The 18,517-nt window shown below is 32.9% G+C and carries 15 protein-coding genes; 7 read left to right on the top strand and 8 right to left on the bottom strand.

The features are described 5' to 3' along the window. The first annotated feature begins 116 nt into the window (after positions 1–116). On the top strand, positions 117–1,661 hold the full coding sequence (locus EM308_RS11430) for a hypothetical protein (RefSeq protein WP_035638694.1): 1,545 nt from the start codon (positions 117–119) through the stop codon (positions 1,659–1,661). Positions 1,662–1,742: 81 nt separating this feature from the next. Here EM308_RS11430 and EM308_RS11425 read toward each other — a convergent pair whose 3' ends face one another. Then, positions 1,743–2,228, bottom strand: coding sequence for a hypothetical protein (locus EM308_RS11425; protein ID WP_035638692.1), 486 nt, complete (start codon positions 2,226–2,228; stop codon positions 1,743–1,745). Between the two features lie 383 nt (positions 2,229–2,611). Here EM308_RS11425 and EM308_RS11420 point away from each other — a divergent pair, with 383 nt between their 5' ends. Next, entirely contained in the window at positions 2,612–4,711 is a 2,100-nt protein-coding gene (locus EM308_RS11420; protein WP_035638690.1) for an LTA synthase family protein, read from the top strand. Between the two features lie 124 nt (positions 4,712–4,835). Here the strand turns inward: EM308_RS11420 and EM308_RS11415 are convergent, their stop codons facing one another. After that, positions 4,836–5,837, bottom strand: coding sequence for a zinc dependent phospholipase C family protein (locus EM308_RS11415; protein WP_035638687.1), 1,002 nt, complete (start codon positions 5,835–5,837; stop codon positions 4,836–4,838). 96 nt (positions 5,838–5,933) lie between these two features. Between EM308_RS11415 and EM308_RS11410 the strand changes: the two genes are divergently transcribed. Next, positions 5,934–6,668 carry a YoaK family protein gene (locus EM308_RS11410; protein WP_035638684.1) on the top strand — a complete coding sequence of 245 codons (735 nt, stop codon included), beginning with the start codon at positions 5,934–5,936 and terminating at the stop codon, positions 6,666–6,668. On the opposite strand, the gene EM308_RS11405 is transcribed toward EM308_RS11410, so the two are convergent. From EM308_RS11405 to EM308_RS11385, 5 genes are all read right to left on the bottom strand, one after another. After that, positions 6,661–7,626, bottom strand: a complete 966-nt coding sequence (locus tag EM308_RS11405) for a YeiH family protein (RefSeq protein WP_035638681.1) — start codon at positions 7,624–7,626, stop codon at positions 6,661–6,663. The two genes, EM308_RS11410 and EM308_RS11405, sit on opposite strands and share 8 nt — an antisense overlap. 72 nt (positions 7,627–7,698) lie before the next feature. Further along, on the bottom strand, positions 7,699–8,595 hold the full coding sequence (locus EM308_RS11400; protein ID WP_035638679.1) for a LysR family transcriptional regulator: 897 nt from the start codon (positions 8,593–8,595) through the stop codon (positions 7,699–7,701). Between the two features lie 68 nt (positions 8,596–8,663). Further along, positions 8,664–10,691, bottom strand: a complete 2,028-nt coding sequence (locus EM308_RS11395) for a hypothetical protein (protein WP_035638677.1) — start codon at positions 10,689–10,691, stop codon at positions 8,664–8,666. 83 nt (positions 10,692–10,774) lie between these two features. Next, a complete protein-coding gene (fabG, locus tag EM308_RS11390) occupies positions 10,775–11,521 on the bottom strand; it encodes a 3-oxoacyl-[acyl-carrier-protein] reductase (RefSeq protein ID WP_035638674.1) in 747 nt (248 codons plus the stop codon). Positions 11,522–11,857: 336 nt separating this feature from the next. Then, the gene (locus EM308_RS11385) at positions 11,858–12,712 is read right to left on the bottom strand and encodes an EamA family transporter (protein WP_035638671.1); all 855 of its coding nucleotides are present in this window, start codon (positions 12,710–12,712) and stop codon (positions 11,858–11,860) included. A gap of 172 nt (positions 12,713–12,884) precedes the next feature. On the opposite strand from EM308_RS11385, the gene porX reads away from it, so the two are divergent. The 4 genes from porX to EM308_RS11365 all read left to right on the top strand — a co-directional run bounded on the left by porX (position 12,885) and on the right by EM308_RS11365 (position 16,842). Continuing rightward, complete coding sequence (porX, locus tag EM308_RS11380; RefSeq protein ID WP_035638712.1) at positions 12,885–14,438, top strand: T9SS response regulator signal transducer PorX; 1,554 nt, start codon at positions 12,885–12,887, stop codon at positions 14,436–14,438. 116 nt (positions 14,439–14,554) lie between these two features. Further along, positions 14,555–14,962: a tRNA (adenosine(37)-N6)-threonylcarbamoyltransferase complex ATPase subunit type 1 TsaE gene (gene tsaE / locus EM308_RS11375; protein ID WP_035638669.1), complete on the top strand. Its 408-nt coding sequence runs from the start codon at positions 14,555–14,557 to the stop codon at positions 14,960–14,962. A gap of 186 nt (positions 14,963–15,148) precedes the next feature. After that, complete coding sequence (locus EM308_RS11370) at positions 15,149–16,342, top strand: alanine dehydrogenase (RefSeq protein WP_035638667.1); 1,194 nt, start codon at positions 15,149–15,151, stop codon at positions 16,340–16,342. A gap of 125 nt (positions 16,343–16,467) precedes the next feature. Further along, on the top strand, positions 16,468–16,842 hold the full coding sequence (locus EM308_RS11365; RefSeq protein WP_035638664.1) for a DUF4258 domain-containing protein: 375 nt from the start codon (positions 16,468–16,470) through the stop codon (positions 16,840–16,842). A gap of 307 nt (positions 16,843–17,149) precedes the next feature. Here the strand turns inward: EM308_RS11365 and EM308_RS11360 are convergent, their stop codons facing one another. After that, positions 17,150–18,103: a phosphoribosylaminoimidazolesuccinocarboxamide synthase gene (locus tag EM308_RS11360; RefSeq protein ID WP_035638661.1), complete on the bottom strand. Its 954-nt coding sequence runs from the start codon at positions 18,101–18,103 to the stop codon at positions 17,150–17,152. Positions 18,104–18,517: the final 414 nt, after the last annotated feature.

Here is an 18,517-nt window from a genome sequence, read left to right as displayed (position 1 = left end):
AATAGTTTTCATTTACTTAGAACTAAACCTGCTTTTAACTAAATATACTATTTATAAAGTAAAAAATAACAATCTAACAACCTGTAAATCAACACATTAAATACTTTTATAATACAATGGCTAACTATCAAAAAGATTTTTTATTTGTATTAATAAAATCCCTTTCCAAATCTGAAAAAAGACAATTCAAAATATTTGCAAGCCGATTGGAAACTAGTTCCAATACCAAGTTTATAGAGCTTTTTAATATTTTGGATAAATCCGAAGTGTATGATGAGAAACTGATTCTAAAAAGCGGTTTGATTAAAAAAGCTCAATTATCAAACCTAAAATCCTATTTGTACAAACAAATTTTGGTGAGTATTCGTTTGAATATTCCCAGTCAAAACATTCGATACCAACTAAGAGAACAAATTGATTTTGCTGCAATTCTCTACAACAAAGGGCTTTACAGGCAAAGCTTGAAAATATTGGATAAAACCAAACAACAAGCCATCGAAAATGATGAAAAATACATGGCTTTTGAAATTGTTGAATTTGAAAAATTAATCGAATCCCAATACATCACTAGAAGTATTCAAGGGCGCGCAGACGAATTGGTTATTCAAGCCAAAGAATTGAATTATCGCAACACGATTTCGAGTAAATTATCCAATTTGTCACTTCAATTGTACAGCATAATGCTCAAAACAGGTTATGTAAAAAGCGATGAAGAATACAAATATATAGATGATTATTTTAATAAACATATTTCCCACTTGGATCAATCCAAATTTGAGTTTAGGGAAAAATATTGGTTTTACAATGCCAATTTATGGAGAAGCTTCTTGGTTCAAGATTTTCTTTCCTGCTATAAGTACGCCTACAAATGGGTGACCTTATTTTATGATAATCCAAATATGATTTTTCTAAATCCTGTTTTTTTTCTTAAGGGAAATCATTACTTGCTAGAGTCATTATTTATGCTCAAATACAAAACCAATTTCAAAAAATATCTGGAATTGTTGGAAGAAACCATAAACGACCCTCGTTTTCCGGTAAATGACAATATTGCTTCGTTGTCATTCCTTTATTTGTATAACAACAAACTAAACTATCATATCCTGGAAGGTACTTTTGCGGAAAGCGAATACTTAATTCCTGAGATTTTAAACAAAATAAAAGTTCACAGCGAACATCTGGATGAGCACCACGAAATGATGTTTTATTACAAAATAGCTTGTATTTATTTTGGAAATGAAAAATATCAGGAATGTATCCTTTATTTGGAGAAAATCATCAACAACAAAAACCTCACAATGAGGGAAGATTTAATGTGTTTTTCCAGAATTTTATGTCTAATTGCGCATTATGAACTTGGCAAAGATTATTATTTGGAAAGTCAGCTCAAAAACACTTATAAGTTTTTGATAAAAATGAATGATTTACACGAAGTGCAAAAAGAAATTATTCGTTTTCTTAAGAATTTGAGCAATTTGTATCCAAGTGACATCAAAAAAGAATTCATAAAAATGAGAGCGCGTTTTATTGAATTGGAAGAAAAAACATATGAAAAAAGAGCTTTTCTTTATCTCGATATAATTTCATGGCTTGAAAGCAAAATCGAAAACAAAAAAATAAGTGACATTATTAAGGAAAAAGCTAAGTTGAGTAACCGATAATTTTCTATTCACATTACTAAAAGAAAAGCGATTCGTTTGGAATTGCTTTTCTTTTGGAATTCAATTCGACGATTAATTCCCCTACTCTTGGGATTGCTTTACAGAGCCATTAACCATTGCATTGGCATTTTCTCTAATTTCGGTATGACGAATTTCTCCTCCTGAAGTTCCCACTTTTTGCGCAAAAAACAACCCAATGACAGCAACAACCAATGCCAAAAAAGAAAACAATATTGCTTTGCCATTATTTTTAAAGTTCAAATACAATCCGACAAGAGAAATTACTCCCAAAACATACAGTAAAACACTAAATTTTTCGGCCAATTCTTCATGTTCGTGGATGATTTGTTTTCCAATGTCTGGCATATCTTCTACCAACTCCTCAGCACCTTCTCCCGTTCCCAAACTTATTGCTCCAAAAACAGCTGCAACCACAAACAAAGCATAAGCCGTATTAATAACAGTTTTATTTTTCAAAAACAGGCCAACAGTCAAAATTCCAAATCCAAAAAAAAGCCCTATAATTGGAAAATGGTTTACCACTAAATGTAAATGTGCTTCATTCATAATTTTATTAAATTATTAAAGGTTATAATTCTTTTACTATAAAGATAACTCAAAAAAAATAATCTTTTATACCACCATTTTAAGATAATTACAGATTCAATAAATCAGAACCCAAAACACATAACAAACTGATTTACAACACAAAAAAAAGAATAATTTTACATTTTCACAATAAGAATATACGCGATAATATTTTGAAAACTTAAAATGATGCTTTTTATCTTTTTCAATATTTACTGTGAATTATTTAATTTTATAATCAAAACAACTGAATTTTTCTACATTTGCCTTCTGTTTACTCAAAATAGTACAAAAATTATTCTAACATTTTTTTTAAAACAGGTAAAAATTAAAAGCTTTACTTTTGCCAAAAATTAATCTTTATGTCATTATTCAAAAAGTTCTCCCCTTTTTACAATCTTGCTCTTTTTTATATTGTTGTAAGTTTCGTTCTAAGAATCGTTTTAGCCTTACACCCTATTACACAAACCTCATTTTCTTTTATCGACAGTTTAAAAATCTTTTCACTGGGATTAATTTCAGATGCATTTGTGTTTGTAATAGCTTCAGGATTTTTATGGCTATACCTGATTTTCATATCCAATTCAAAATACTACAAACCCTACGGTAACATTATATTAGGATTGTTCGCAGCATTATTTATTTATGTTGCTTCAGGAAAAAGTGTCCTTTCTGAATACGGAGGAGCCCTGCCAAAAATCGGAATGATTTTTATAGGTATCAAAACCTTGCTTTTTGGACTTTTACTTTTTTTACCAAAATACAGAAGCAAAATCAGATTTTGGTTGTTCACTTTTGTGATGTTTCTATACGTTGTCCTCATCCTTCAAAACGGAATAAGTGAATATTTCTTTTGGAATGAATTTGGTGTTAAATACAATTTTATAGCCGTAAATTATTTGGTTTACACCAATGAGGTAATCGGGAACATCATGGAATCTTATCCTGTAATTCCGCTATTTTCAGCATTATTTCTAATAGCTGGAATTGTCACTTATTTTATTGTCAAAAGAACAAGAAACTACATTGACGCCATTCCAACTTTTGCTGAGAAATTAAAAATTTCCGGAATTTATCTTGCTTTATTTGCCATTTCTTTGGTAGCTGTTCCTTATTTAGCCAAAAAAGAAAACTCTCAAAATGTATTTACAAATGAGTTACAAGCCAACGGAATGTACCGTTTCTATCTGGCTTTTATGAACAGCGAATTGGATTATTTTAAATTTTATAAAACCATGCCCGAAAATGAAGCTTTTGCTTTGCTTGACAAACAAATCCCTTCGATTTCGGGAATATCGACTGTGAGAGAAATCAAAAGCGATTCGGCCGAAATCCCTAAAAACGTTGTTTTAATCACCATTGAAAGCTACAGTGCTGATTTTATGAAAATGTACGGAAACGAACAAAATATCACTCCGTTTCTAGACAATCTGGCTCAAAAAAGTTTGTTATTTACCAATTTATACGCAGTTGGAAACAGAACCGTTCGTGGTCTTGAAGCCGTAACGCTTTGTTTTCCTCCAACAGCCGGTGAAAGTGTGGTAAAAAGAGAAGACAATAAAAACAAATTTTCGACCGGAGCTCTTTTTAAACAAAAAGGATATAACGTAAAATTCCTATACGGAGGAGATGCTTTTTTTGATAATATGGAAGATTTCTTTGGTGGAAATGGTTATGACATAGTTGACAAAAAAACATTCACACCCGAAGAAATTACGTTTGCCAATATTTGGGGAGTTTGCGACGAAGATATGGCCAACAAAGCCATAAAAGTGATGAATGCAGAAGCAAAAGCCGGCAAACCTTTCTTTAATCACTGGATGACCGTGAGTAATCACCGTCCGTTTACGTATCCTAATGATAAAATTGATATTCCGGGCGATATAAAATCTCGTGAAGGTGGTGTAAAATACACTGATTATGCTATTAAAAAATTCTTTGAGATGGCAAGTAAACAACCTTGGTTCAAAAATACGGTATTCGTTATTCTTGCTGATCATTGTGCTTCGAGTGCAGGAAAAACAGAACTTCCTGTAGACAAATACAGAATCCCTGCCATGATTTACAGCCCCGGTTTCGTTCAGCCTCAAAAATATACAAACGTAATGTCTCAAATAGATGTTATGCCAACACTCTTTGGTTTATTGCATTTTAATTACCAAAGTAAATTTTACGGACAAGATGTTTTACAACCGGATTACAAACCAAGAGCTTTGATTGCTACATATCAAGATTTGGGATTGATAAAGGACAATGTTTTGACGATTCTTTCTCCAAAACAAACCGTAAAACAATTTCAGCTGACTTTAAAACCGGATCAAAAATTGCCGACGGATTTTCAAATCTATTACAATCAGGTGCCTTTAGCCAATGAAAGAACCGACTTAATAAACGAAACCATTTCGTATTACCAAACAGCTTCGGATATATTAAAGAAAAAGAAATACCAAATGATTGAATAAAGTTGCTGAGTTTCTAAGTCACTAAGACTCTAAGTTTTTTATTTAAACTTTAAAACAATTGCAAAGAAAAAGCCTGTAAAACTAAATTTTTACAGGCTTTTGTTTTTATTTATATCTAATGGAATTAAAATTCACTTTCGCTTTCCAAACCAAAAACTTTTCCGGTTTTCCAAAGCTTTAAATCATTTTGCAGATTCTTTTTATTGCGATTCGTCAACTCCTTTGAATCCAAATTATCAAGATTAGGTTTTCCTGCATTTACCCAAGCTGTGTACCAAAAATTAGCTGTGGCAACAATCGCTTTTCGCATTTGTTTTTCCACCATTCCATTCAGTGCTGAATGAAATTGAGTCACATACTCTTTGGAATATATCATTTCATTATATTTATTTTTGGCGATATTTCCTTTTTCATCCTTTTCATACATAGTTTCTGTTGTAAAGGTTGAACGCAGTTTTTTGTCAATAGCCAAAAGAGGCTCTACCTGACTGTGTGAATCTTTCAACATATCCCAAGTCGCTTTTTCAACATTATCAATATACTTGGCTTCACCGGTATAAAAATTGTAGTTTTTGCCAAACAATTCCGGAATACGGGATTCCCACATAGAATGTATCCCTTTTTGATTGCTAAGCTGTCCATCGTGATTTGCCGAAGTATGCAAAGGCATATTCGCATCGCCTATATAATGTGCCAAATCACCCGCCAAAAACAAAATTTCGTTCTTTCTTTTGTCCTTCATAGCCTTTGTTAATTTTGCCATCGTTTCCTGAATGTACCAAGGCAAAATACCATTATCTGCTAAGAATTTATCATCATACTTTTTCTTTACATCCTCAAATGCTAATGGAACAGCATCTATATCACCAAAATTCTCCATATCCATATAATGACGTGGATTTTCGGCTTTGTCATGCAAAACATATTTGCGCAAATCAGGAATAGATGACTCCTGGGTTATAAAATCAATATGATTGTAAAAAAAGGTTTGTATTGGCTTTGGCAAAGCCATAACTGCCGCATTATTAATATGCTCGTGGCCGAAAACTCCCCAAGACAACGTAATAAAAGCAATACTGATTGCGGAAAAAACAAGTACTGTTTGTTTGAATTTAAAATTTTTCATTATTTTTATTTTATTGAAATGCAAATGTATTTTTTTTAAAGATAATTTAAGCAATGAACTTTAAATTTATGTAAATCCAAAAAAAATAAATTCAAAATGTTTAGACATAAAGGCAAAAACAGAACTTCAAAACACAATTTACGACTTGCTGTATTATTGTCTTATGTTGCTGGAATAGTAAATATAACGGGAGTTTTATCAGTAAAAACGTTAACGACCAATGTGACCGGCCATTTTGCTTTTTTTGCTGAAGAAGTTACCAAACACAATTATCAGGCAGCTATCATCTTTTTAATATATACCTTGTTCTTTTTAGCTGGATCTTTTACTTCTAATTTTTTGGCTGAATTGATTTCAATAAAAAACTCAAATCTTTTTCATGTAGCACCAATTACAATCGAAATTGCGATTTTAATCTCCTTGGGACTCTTTGGGATGCGCCCTGATTTTAATTTATTTGATGAAAAATGGACTGCTTTTGGTTTACTTTTTGCCATGGGAATTCAAAATTCATTAGTAACCAAAATTTCACAATCTACCGTAAGAACAACACACTTAACAGGACTCTTTACCGATTTGGGCATCGAGTTATCTCAATTGTTTTTCTACAAAAAACCAGAAGAGAGGAACATTTTAAAAACGAGTATTTATCTGCGATTATCAATTATTTTTTTCTTCTTTTTGGGCTGTTTTTCAGGTGGTTTTATTTATGGTTTTCTAGTTCTAAAAACATTATTTGTAGCCGTGTTTTTTCTTTTTGCAGCCCTTTATTATGATTATATCAGATTTAATTTGATTGCTATAAAAAGAAAGAAAATCAATTTTAACTAAAAAACATTATTGCCAACAAAGTTCCAACCGCAATACTCACCCATAACAACACACCTTGTAACAAAGGAAATACCCCAACTGATTTTAAAACGCAACTATTCAAGCCTGCTCCTATCAAAAATAAAGTTACAGTAAGTCCAATTTTTGCAATTGAAACCAAATAAGGAGTTACACTTGCAAAAGGAGAAAAATACGTATTGCAAATCATTGCCAAAATAAACAATCCTATAAAATAAGGAATCTTCACTTTGCTCGCATTATTTTTAAAAACAACAGCAGTAACCAAAGCCACCGGAATAATCCACAAAGCTCTTGCTAATTTTACTGTCGTGGCTACCTGTAGTGCTTCCGGTCCGTATTTACTAGCCGCTCCAACAACAGAACTCGTATCGTGAATGGCAATCGCACACCACAAACCAAATTCATTTTGAGACATTTGTAACCAATGTCCAACAACAGGAAACACAAACAAAGCGATTGTATTCAGGATAAAAATTACTCCCAACGCCACCGAAGTCTGTTTTTCATCCGATTTTATCACAGGAGCAATGGCGGCGATGGCACTTCCTCCACAAATAGCAGTTCCGCAAGAAATCAAATGTGAGGTTTTCTTCTGAATTTTGAGCCATTTTCCCAACAAACTTCCCAAAGTTATTGTCACTGCGATAGAACCGACTGTAAAAAGAAAACCTTCTTTTCCAGCAGCAACAGCACTGTTAACATTCATTCCGAATCCCAATCCAATTACAGAAGCCTGCAGCAATATATTTGTTGCCTTGTGATTCAAATGCAAAAAAGGATGTCCTGAAAGATTAGCCACTATTAATCCCAACAACAATGCGATTGGTGGAGAAATTACAGGAAATAAGCAAACAAGTAACAATAAAACAAAAATAATCTGTTGTAACGTTACATTGATTCTGATAAAATTGGGTTTGGTAATACTATCGGTTTTCATTTCTATGGAGCATTTTAGTATGACAAAGGTCTCCATAAACCTAAAAGAAAGCCAATCGTTATAAATAATCCACTATAACTTCAGATTATAATAACTCGAGATGTTTTTTATAAATAACTCCGAAAGGGAATCTGATTTCCCTTGAAGAGTAATAATATAAAAGAAGCGTTCAATAATTAAATCGTCAACGTCAATAATTTGCAATTCTTTATTTTTCAATTCTTTAGAAACCGCATGTATCGACATAAAAGCAACACAATCTGAATTCATCAAATAGGATTTTATGCTTTCGGTACTTCCCAATTGCATTTCAATCTGTAATTGATCGATTTTGATATTGAAAGGTTTCAAAGCATATTCAATAACTTCAAGTGTTCCAGAACCTTGCTCTCGCACCAAAAACTTTAATAATTTAAGATCTTCCGGTGCAACTTCTCTTTTCTTAACCAATGGATTATTAGAATTGCACACCAAAACCAGTTCATCCCTAATGAATTGCGTGTACTTAATAGATTGATTTTTGGATTGTCCTTCCACAATGCCAATTTCGATTTCTTTCTTTATTAGGGCATTTTCAATTTGCTCCGTATTACCGTTGAGCAAATTCACCTTGACAGATTCCAGTTTTTGATGAAAACGAGCCAGAAGCGGCGGAATAATATATTGGGAAATTGTTGTACTCGCCCCCAATCGCAACAACCCTTTACGCTCGTTGCTAAATGTGCTCATATCAAAATCAATTTCTCTGTAAATTTCGAAGATATTTTTTGTGTGTTTCAATAGTACTTCTCCGGCATTGGTGAGCGCTATTTTAGAGCCGTTTCTTTCAAAAAGTTTTATTTTATATTCTTCTTCCAGCTCCTGAATATGCTTTGAAATAGCCGGTTGTGTAATAAACAATTCGGAAGCGGCCTTCGTAAAGCTCAATCGGGAAGCGACAGTAAAAAATACTTTTAGTCTGAAATCCATATTTTATTAGTCCAAAGTGATTCGTAAATAGTTATTAGCTTAAACCTCAAAACCCATAACTCAAAAACCTACAACATTCCATTGTATTTTCTAAAAAACCATTCTGTAGAAAGAAAAACTGCAATCAAAACCAACAGCCATTTCCAGTCAATCAAAGGCGATTTGGTTACAACATCTTTTTGAACGGCTTTATATTCATCGTTTTCCAACAAAGTTTTTATCAAAGTTTCGATTTGATTTGGATGAAAAGCCGTTCCTTTCGTTTGTGCCGCCAATTGCTTTAATTTTTGAACATCAGGATTCACAAATTGCTTTTCGATGTCAAAATCAAGAATCTCAAAATGTCCGGAATACGATGTTTTGGAGTTCAGTTCTTTTACAGAAAAATCATAACTTCCTGCTAAAAGTCCGTCAAGATTTACTTTGTAAGCATTATTCCCTTTCAAAAGATCATAATTCCTCGTTTGTCTGGTTTTAACATTGGTTACAGCAATTGTCAAACGCGCTTTCTCATCAAAATCATAATTTTTGTTGAAATATTGAGCTGTAATTTCGATTGCTTCACCAGTGTTGTAAAAACTTTCGTGATTTACAACCAATGATTTTTTGGCATTATTGGAAGCTAAATATTGTATAATTTTATTTATAAAAATATCATATTTTTCAAAAGACTGATTGTCTATATGGCTTTGCAAACGCCATTTCCAACTGTTTTCCCCAAATAAATAAGCGGATCTTTTCCCTTGATTTTCTGTAAAAGAAAGCAAAGGCGCCTTTGTCTCAATATTTCTGATTTTGGCAGAAAGCAACACATTTACTTCTCCGTTTGAAGTAATGGAACCATAATTATTCTGCAAAGGCGGTAAACTTTCAAAACCTAAATTATCCACAGCAAAAAGATTAAACTGCGAATCAAAGTCTGCCTGATAATCCTCTTCCTGACCGCTCATTTTGAAAACAAAATTGTTTTGTTCCTGGTTCAAAAATGAAAAATCCGTAGCGGTTCCCGTTATAGTAAATGTATTGAGATTGGCTTTTTTATTTGCTTCAAAAACCGACTTAAAAGCCGAAGTTGGCTGATACAAAACAAGAACATTAAAATCCTGTAATGAATTAATTTCGTTTGGCTTAACCAAAGTTACTTTATGTTGTAAATTAGATTCAATTGCTCTTTTTAAAGCACCAATATCCGGGTGATTTATTGCCGAAACTATTGCTATAGAAGTTTTCTGATCTATAACTTCAACGGCAAAATTCTTGATATTATTGAAGGTATTTTTTTCTTTTTCCCCCGATTCAATTTTTGCTTTATAAACTTGCAAACCAACTTTATTTGCAGGTAGCAGCACATTTACAACCGCTGTTTTCTTTGATGGAGAAAACGAAACATTTTGTTTATACAATACTTCGTTTCCTTGTGCAACACTAAAACTAGCTGTCACACTTTTATCTCCTGAGTATTGCAAAAACACTTCAACTGGAAATTTATTTTTCAAAAAAGCATATCTATTAACATTTAGTTGATTGATTTTTAAATCAAAAACCTTTGTGGTATCACCTAAAATTAAAGGATAAACTTTATTGTTTTCGGCAAAGCTATAAACATAATCATTTCCGGTAGTCTGGTTACCGTCTGTGATGATAACCGATGGATAAAATGCGTTTTTATAGATACTCTTGAGATTTTTAGCCACCAAATCCAAATTGGTTTGATTCCCCTTAAAAGTCAAACTATCCGATTGTTTAAAATCATTATCAAAAAGATAGGATTGCACGTCAAATTTTTCCTGAATCGCGCTGTTTGACGCCAATTTCCGTGCTAATTCAACTGCCTTTTCTTTGGCATTCAAAAAAGAAACAGAACTTGAATTATCGACAATAATTGGCAAAGGAGTTTTGATAATTTCCAATTTACTGGTCGTGACGATAGGATTTATCAAGAGCAACAAAATAGAAAAAATACTCAGAAAACGCAAAAAAGTCAAAAACAAATGCGCATTCGATTTGTTTTTGACTTTGTATAAATATTGAAAAAATGACAAGCAACCTGCTATTAATAATGAAAGTAGTAATAATAGAATAGTGCCTGTTGTCATGTTTAGTGATTAAAAGATTGAAAAATTAAAAGATTGAAAAATTGCAAATCTTTAAATCTTTTAATTATTAAATCATTAAATTATTAAGTAAGCATTCCTCCGCAAACGTTCAACACTTGTCCCGTAACATAAGAACTCATATCTGAAGCTAAGAATAAACAAGCATTGGCAACATCTTCGGCAGAACCTCCGCGTTTCAATGGAATTCCTTCTCTCCATCCTTTTACAACATCTTCACTCAATTTTGCTGTCATTTCAGTTTCGATAAAACCTGGAGCAATTGCGTTGCAACGAATATTACGAGAACCTAACTCCAATGCCACTGATTTTGTAAAACCAATTGCACCCGCTTTTGAAGCGGCATAATTCGTTTGTCCTGCATTTCCAGACACACCAACAACAGAACTAATATTAATAATTGAACCCGCACGTTGTTTCAAGAAAGTCTTTTGAATCGCTTTAGTCATATTAAAAACTGACTTTAAGTTAACATCGATAACTTGGTCAAAATCAGCTTCAGACATACGCATCAATAAATTATCTTTGGTAATTCCTGCATTGTTTATCAAGATGTCAACCGTTCCAAAATCGGCCAAAACAGCATCAACAAATTTTTGCGCTTCATTAAAATCAGCAGCATTTGATTGATATCCTTTGGCTTTTATACCCAAAGCATTTAGTTCGTTTTCCAAAGCCTGAGCAGATTCTACTGATGAACTATAAGTAAAGGCAACATTTGCACCGTTTTTTGCAAAAACTTCAGCAATTCCTTTTCCAATTCCACGACTTGCGCCAGTAATAATGGCTACTTTTCCTTCTAGTAATTTCATGTGTTAATTATATTATTTTTTTTATTGGTCACATGTAATTCGCATATAAACATTGGTGTAACAACCAATTTATGTTAATGCTCATTTCATATTCTGTTAAAATTATTTTTAGATATTCTTTGTAATTATGCCTATTATTTTTTTGTTTAAACAATAAAACCGAGAAAGAACAGGGATTAATTACATTCGTCAAATATATAATAAAAATGCGGAATGAAAAAAATTACATTTTCGCCACAAATTCACGAATTTTTATTTACAATCTTTACGTAATTCTCATACCGGTTTTTAATTTAAAACCAAACCCTACCAAATGTTTTGTTCCAAAAAACCAAACTAATTCAGCTGTGAAGCCACAATAAAAACGACTGCTAACAAAGCCAGCAAAAGACCAATTATATTCAGTTTTGTCACTTTCTCCTTGAAAACAAAAACCCCAACAAGACTTCCAATCATGATAACTCCCATATTCATTCCCGCAAAAACGGTAGATGGATTTTGGGCAAATACCTGATGCGCCTTGAGGTAAAACAATATATTGCCGAAATTAAAAATCCCAACCAATCCTCCGAAAATGATACTTTTGAAACCCATTTTGACTTTTCGGGAAAGCATTTCATAGCCATTGAAAAATATCATTATAAAAAATGAAATTAAAAAAAGAACAAATAATGAAGTTGTAAAAGGAAGCACCGAAGTCAAGGCAATTTGCTTAAAAAGAATATCAATCACTCCAAAACCAACCAACACAAGAGCCGGATAAATCCATTTATTTTCTTTATTACCAACAGGTTTGTCCAAAATGAGTATTATTGCCGGAAATCCAAACAAAAGCGCGGTTAATTTTAGACCGCTAAATTGCTCTCCAAAAAACAACCATGCGCCCAAAATGGAAATAATAAGCGATAATCGTTGAGCAACATCGGTTTTTGCAATTCCCATATGTTTAATGGAAGCAGCCAGAAGAAGAAACACTACAGGTAGCAAAATACCTAAAGGAATTAGCACTTCCCACGGTGAAGAAACATCTAAAGCCTTTAAATCCGGACTAAAGAATAGATAACACAACATCAAGGCAAACAAATAATTATACCCAACAATTTGCATCGAAGACGTTCCATAAATTCGGGCAATTTTAAAAATAACTCCCACCGTCACACTGCAAATCACACTCAGTAAAAGAAATAACATAGTACTTTTTTTTTGTTTTGGCAAAAATACTATTTAAAGACAAATCGAACATTAATTTCAACCGACAATAATAGCAATTAAGACCGGATACAATTTTTTTTTAATGAATTTTATACTATTTTTAATATTATTTGAGTTCTATAAAAGTAAATTGCACAAAAAACAAACTGAAATGGATAAAATAAAAATACTTTGGGTTGATGACGAAATCGATTTACTCAAACCACACATTTTATTTCTGGAGAAAAAAAATTACAGCGTTACTACTTGCAATAACGGTCGTGATGCTATTGATATTTTTGATGAAAACAATTTTGATATTGTTTTTCTTGATGAAAATATGCCTGGAATGAGCGGTTTGGATACTTTATCTGAAATGAAAGAGAAAAAATCTTCGGTTCCTATGATTATGATTACAAAAAGCGAAGAAGAATATATCATGGAAGAAGCCATTGGTTCTAAAATAGCCGATTATCTTATCAAACCTGTAAATCCAAATCAAATTTTGTTGAGTTTGAAAAAAAACCTAGATAATTCACGATTGATTTCCCAAAAAACAACTTTGGATTATCAAAAAGAATTTCGAAAAATAACTATGGAACTAGCAATGGTCAACTCTTATGAAGACTGGGTAGAACTGTATAAAAAACTATTATTTTGGGAACTTGAACTCGAAGATATTGATGACCAGGGAATGATTGAAATTCTGGAATCTCAAAAAGTAGAAGCCAATTCACAATTCGGGAAATACATTGAACGCAATTACGCCGATTGGTTTGAACCAAAAGCAGACAAACCGATTCAATCCCACAATTTATTCAAAGAATTGGTCGTTCCTGAAATTCTGAAAAAAGACAAACCTGTGCTTTTTATCGTAATTGACAATTTGCGCTACGATCAATGGAAAGCTTTTGAAAACGTTGTGGGTAACTATTACAAACTCGAAAAAGAAGTTCCTTATTTTTCGATACTACCTACTGCTACTCAATATGCAAGAAATGCCATTTTCTCTGGATTAACGCCTTTGGAAATGGAAAAACAATTCCCACAATATTGGAAAAATGACCCGGAAGAAGGTGGAAAAAACCTGTATGAAGCCGAATTTTTAACAGCGCAAATTAAGCGACTGAGATTGGACATCAAGGAGGATTATTTCAAAATCACCAATTTAGCAGGCGGAAAAAAACTAGTCGAAAGTTTTAAATCACTTAAGGACAATGACCTCATAACCGTTGTTTACAATTTTGTAGATATGCTTTCGCATGCTAAAACCGAAATGGATGTAGTTAAAGAACTAGCATCAGACGACAAAGCGTATCGCTCTCTTACATTGAGTTGGTTTAAAAATTCACCTTTACTGGAACTCATTCAACAAGCCCAAAAATTAGGATTCAAATTGATTTTGACTACAGACCATGGCACCATTAATGTAAAAAACCCATCAAAAGTGGTAGGTGATAAAAATACCAGTTTGAATTTACGTTATAAAACCGGTCGTAGTTTGACATACGAACAAAAAGATGTTTATTCGGTAAAAGAACCTAAAAACATCGGTTTGCCTGCCATAAACATGAGTAGTTCTTATATTTTTGCAAAAAATGATTTATTTTTGGCTTACGTAAACAACTACAATCATTATGTGAGTTATTATAAAAATACCTATCAGCACGGCGGAATCTCTTTGGAAGAAATGATTATTCCGTTCCTGGTTTTTAATCCGAAATAAAAAAGTTATCAGTTGTCAGTTTTGAGTTATCAGTAAGAAAGCAGATGAATAAACAAAAAAGCCATTTATTGATTACTGACAATTCAAAACTCATAACACAATACTAATAAAAACAAATGACTACTACATTTTCAATAGCACAACTAGAAGACGTTTCAAAACAAATTTTAAGTCAAAGCCCGAACAAAGTAATTCTTTTTAATGGAGAAATGGGAGTTGGCAAAACTACTTTAATCAAACAACTTTGTAAAACATTGGGAGTTAAAGAAACTACAAGCAGCCCCACTTTTTCATTGGTCAATGAATATCATACAGATAATAACCAAACGGTATATCATTTTGATTTTTATAGGCTAAACAAAGAAACCGAGGCTTTGGATATGGGTGTAGATGATTATTTTTATTCTGGAAACTGGTGTTTTGTAGAATGGCCCGAAAAAATTGAGAGTCTAATTCCTCATCAGCATACCTCTATTACAATTGAATTACTACCCAATGGAGAGCGTTCATTGGTTTTAAAGTAAAATAATGCAGCCAAAAAAGTTTATCAAGACTTTTTTTCTACAGATTATGCTAGATTTCAAACTCAATACTTAAAGAAATCTGTGTAACTCTTTTTAATTTATGGCAAATTTTAGCCATTTAGACACAGGCAAAGCTTAATATTTTCAATCTTTTTCGTAAATTGTACCACTAATTACTTGAAATCAATGTCTCTAAGTCCATTTACAAAAGAACAATTACTGCCTCAGGAAGAAAAATTGGAAATAGCCAAGCAAAAAAGTCAACTTTTTATAGGAATTCCCAAAGAGAACAGTTACCAAGAAAGACGCATTTGCCTTACCCCCGATGCCGTAAATTCGCTTACCTATCAAGGACACAGAGTAATGATTGAGTCCGGAGCCGGAGTAAGTTCCAGCTACAGCGACAAAGAATACAGTGATGCCGGTGCCGAAATCACACAAGACACAAAAAAAGTGTTTGGGTGTCCCATGATTTTAAAAGTAGAACCGCCCACAATTGCCGAAATTGAAATGATGAATCCAAAAGCCATTTTGATATCAGCCATTCAATTAAAAACCAGAAAAAAAACATACTTCGAAGCTTTATCCCGAAAAAAAATTACCTCTTTAGCTTTTGAATACCTTAAAGACACTGATGGCTCCTACCCTGCCGTGAGATCATTGAGCGAAATTGCAGGAACCGCATCCATTCTGATTGCCGCCGAGTTAATGACAACAAATAAATTTGGAAAAGGGTTATTGTTCGGTAATATTACAGGTGTTGCCCCTACAGATGTGGTGATACTTGGAGCCGGAACCGCAGGGGAATTTGCAGCCAGGACTGCCCTTGGACTTGGAGCAAGCGTAAAAGTTTTTGACAATTCAATTACAAAATTACGTCGTTTGCAAAACAATTTAAACCAACGCATTTTCACTTCGACCATTCAACAAAAATCGCTGTTAAAAGCACTAAGACGCTGTGATGTAGCCATTGGAGCAATGCGAGGATTGGAGCGATGTCCTATTATTGTGACCGAAACAATGGTCGAACACATGAAAAAAGGAGCTGTAATTGTCGATATTAGTATTGACACCGGAGGTTGTTTTGAAACATCTGAAGTGACAACCCACGAAAAACCTACTTACATCAAACACAATGTATTGCATTATTGTGTTCCCAATATTCCTTCCCGTTATTCCAAAACGGCCTCACTTTCTATAAGCAACATTATCACTCCTTATTTATTACAAATTGCTGAAGACGGTGGCATCGAAAGTTCTATTCGCTGCAATGCCGGACTTAAAAACGGCATTTATCTCTATCACGGAATCCTTACCAACAAAGCAATTGGCGACTGGTTTGATTTACCCGATAACGATATCAATTTAATTGTTTTTTAATTAAACTTTCCCATACCTTTGCCAAAAATTAAAAAATGAAATGAGCATAAATTTCTATTGTTTATAAACACTAGAAATGGCAATGTGAATTACATATTACCAATAAAAAACAATAAATATTAAATATGAATTTTATACAACGTTTTGCTTACTATTTGGTCGGTTTAGTTATGGGATTATTTGTAGTGGCAGCCATATTCAGCGGAAAAGACACCCGCTGCAATTATTTTCCAAACGCAAGAGTTTTGAATGACTTGAGCACCAAACCTTTTCACTATTCCGATAAAGCAACACTTATTTTATCACAAAAATGGATTGACACTACCGATATAAGAAACACGCTTAAATTTGGAGATGTCGATTTTGACAAAAGTAATGTCCCGTACAAAAAAGGAAAACTATATGTGATTGAAGGCAAAACTAGGAAAAATCAGGAAATAATTATCAAAGTGATTAATTATTCAAACAAAGCAGTTCTCGAAGACATCAACAAAAAATAATTTACTCAAACTCTTCCATTGCGAAGAGTTTTTTTTTCTTTTTAGGAGCAAGACAAAAGGAATTGTCAGGAAACATAATACCCGCTATCCGTTTCAAACGAAGTTCACTGAACTCCGCTTAAAATAAAAGTTAAGTGAAGTAATCTTTTTATTTTTAAAGAAAAAATAAAAAGGATTTCCACTTCTATCGGGGCTAAAATTAAACATAGTGCCTCTTTGTTATCATTTATAACCACAAAAAAAAAAGCCACAACTCAAAAACTGAGTTATGGCTGTATATAAACGCCAAATAGCGATTTAATATTAATTATCGTTTTGCTAAATAATCCAAAACGTTTTTCTCGATTCTTTCGTTGATATTCGAAATATCAGCTTTCACAAATTTTTCGCCGATAATATTTTCATACAATTCGATATAACGTTCAGAAACAGATTCGATATACTCATCGGTCATATCCGGAATTTGTTGTCCATCTTTTCCCTGGAATCCGTTTTGGATTAACCAACGACGAACAAATTCTTTGGACAATTGCTTTTGTTCCTCACCATTTGCTTGTCTTTCCTCATATCCTTCAGAATAAAAATAACGAGAAGAATCTGGAGTATGAATTTCGTCAATCAAAACAATTTTACCCTCTTTTGTTTTCCCGAATTCATATTTGGTGTCAACCAAAATCAAACCACGACTTGCGGCAATTTCAGTTCCTCTTTGAAACAAAGCACGAGTATATTTTTCTAAAACCAAATAATCTTCTTCGCTTACAATTCCTTTTGACAAAATAGCTTCGCGAGAAATATCTTCATCATGTTCACCGTTATCCGCTTTTGTGGTTGGCGTGATAATTGGTTCTGGAAATTTATCATTTTCTTTCAAACCTTCAGCCATTGTTACACCGCAAAGTTGTCTTTTTCCCGCAGCATATTCTCGGGCAGCATGACCCGAAAGATAGCCCCGAATAACCATTTCTACTTTGAAAGGATCACACAAATGACCTACAGCAACACTTGGATCTGGAGTAGCAACCAACCAATTTGGCACAATATCCTGAGTCAATTCCATGAATTTTGTAGCAATTTGATTCAAAATTTGTCCTTTGTACGGAATCCCTTTTGGCAGAACCACATCAAAAGCCGAAAGCCTGTCGGTGGCAATCATCACCAGTAAATCATCATTGATGTTGTAAACTTCCCTTACTTTTCCGCGATACACTGACTTTTGATTCGGAAAATTAAAATTGGTTGTGGTAATTGTGTTGCTCATTAGTTAAGTGTTGTGTTTTATTTTTATGATTGCAAATTTAAAACTATTTCACAGAGTTACACAATGAAAAAGAAGAGATTCACCAATAAAAACAAAAAATTTGTTTTTTAGAGAAATCTTTAAAACGGCAAGCTTCAATTTTAAAATTTAATTATTTAATATGACTGTCAAATAAGCAGACAAAAAAGTATTGTTTTTTTTTACCATTAAGGAATTAAGAAAATTAAGTTTTCAGGCTTAATGAACCTTAATTCCTTAATGGCAATATTAATGAATAGTCATTTTATCTCAGATTAAGCAATAAGAATAAATTTCACGAAGATACCCAGAGGATACACGAAGATTCGCAAAGAAAAAGTGTCTTCTTGAAAATGGCTTTAAAAATTTCGTGGAACTTTGCGAATTCTTTGCGTT

The organism is Flavobacterium gilvum, from assembly GCF_001761465.1.
Lineage (GTDB): Bacteria > Bacteroidota > Bacteroidia > Flavobacteriales > Flavobacteriaceae > Flavobacterium > Flavobacterium gilvum.
The sequence above is the reverse complement of the archived record's forward strand: the minus strand, read 5'-3'. Positions and strand labels throughout refer to the sequence as shown.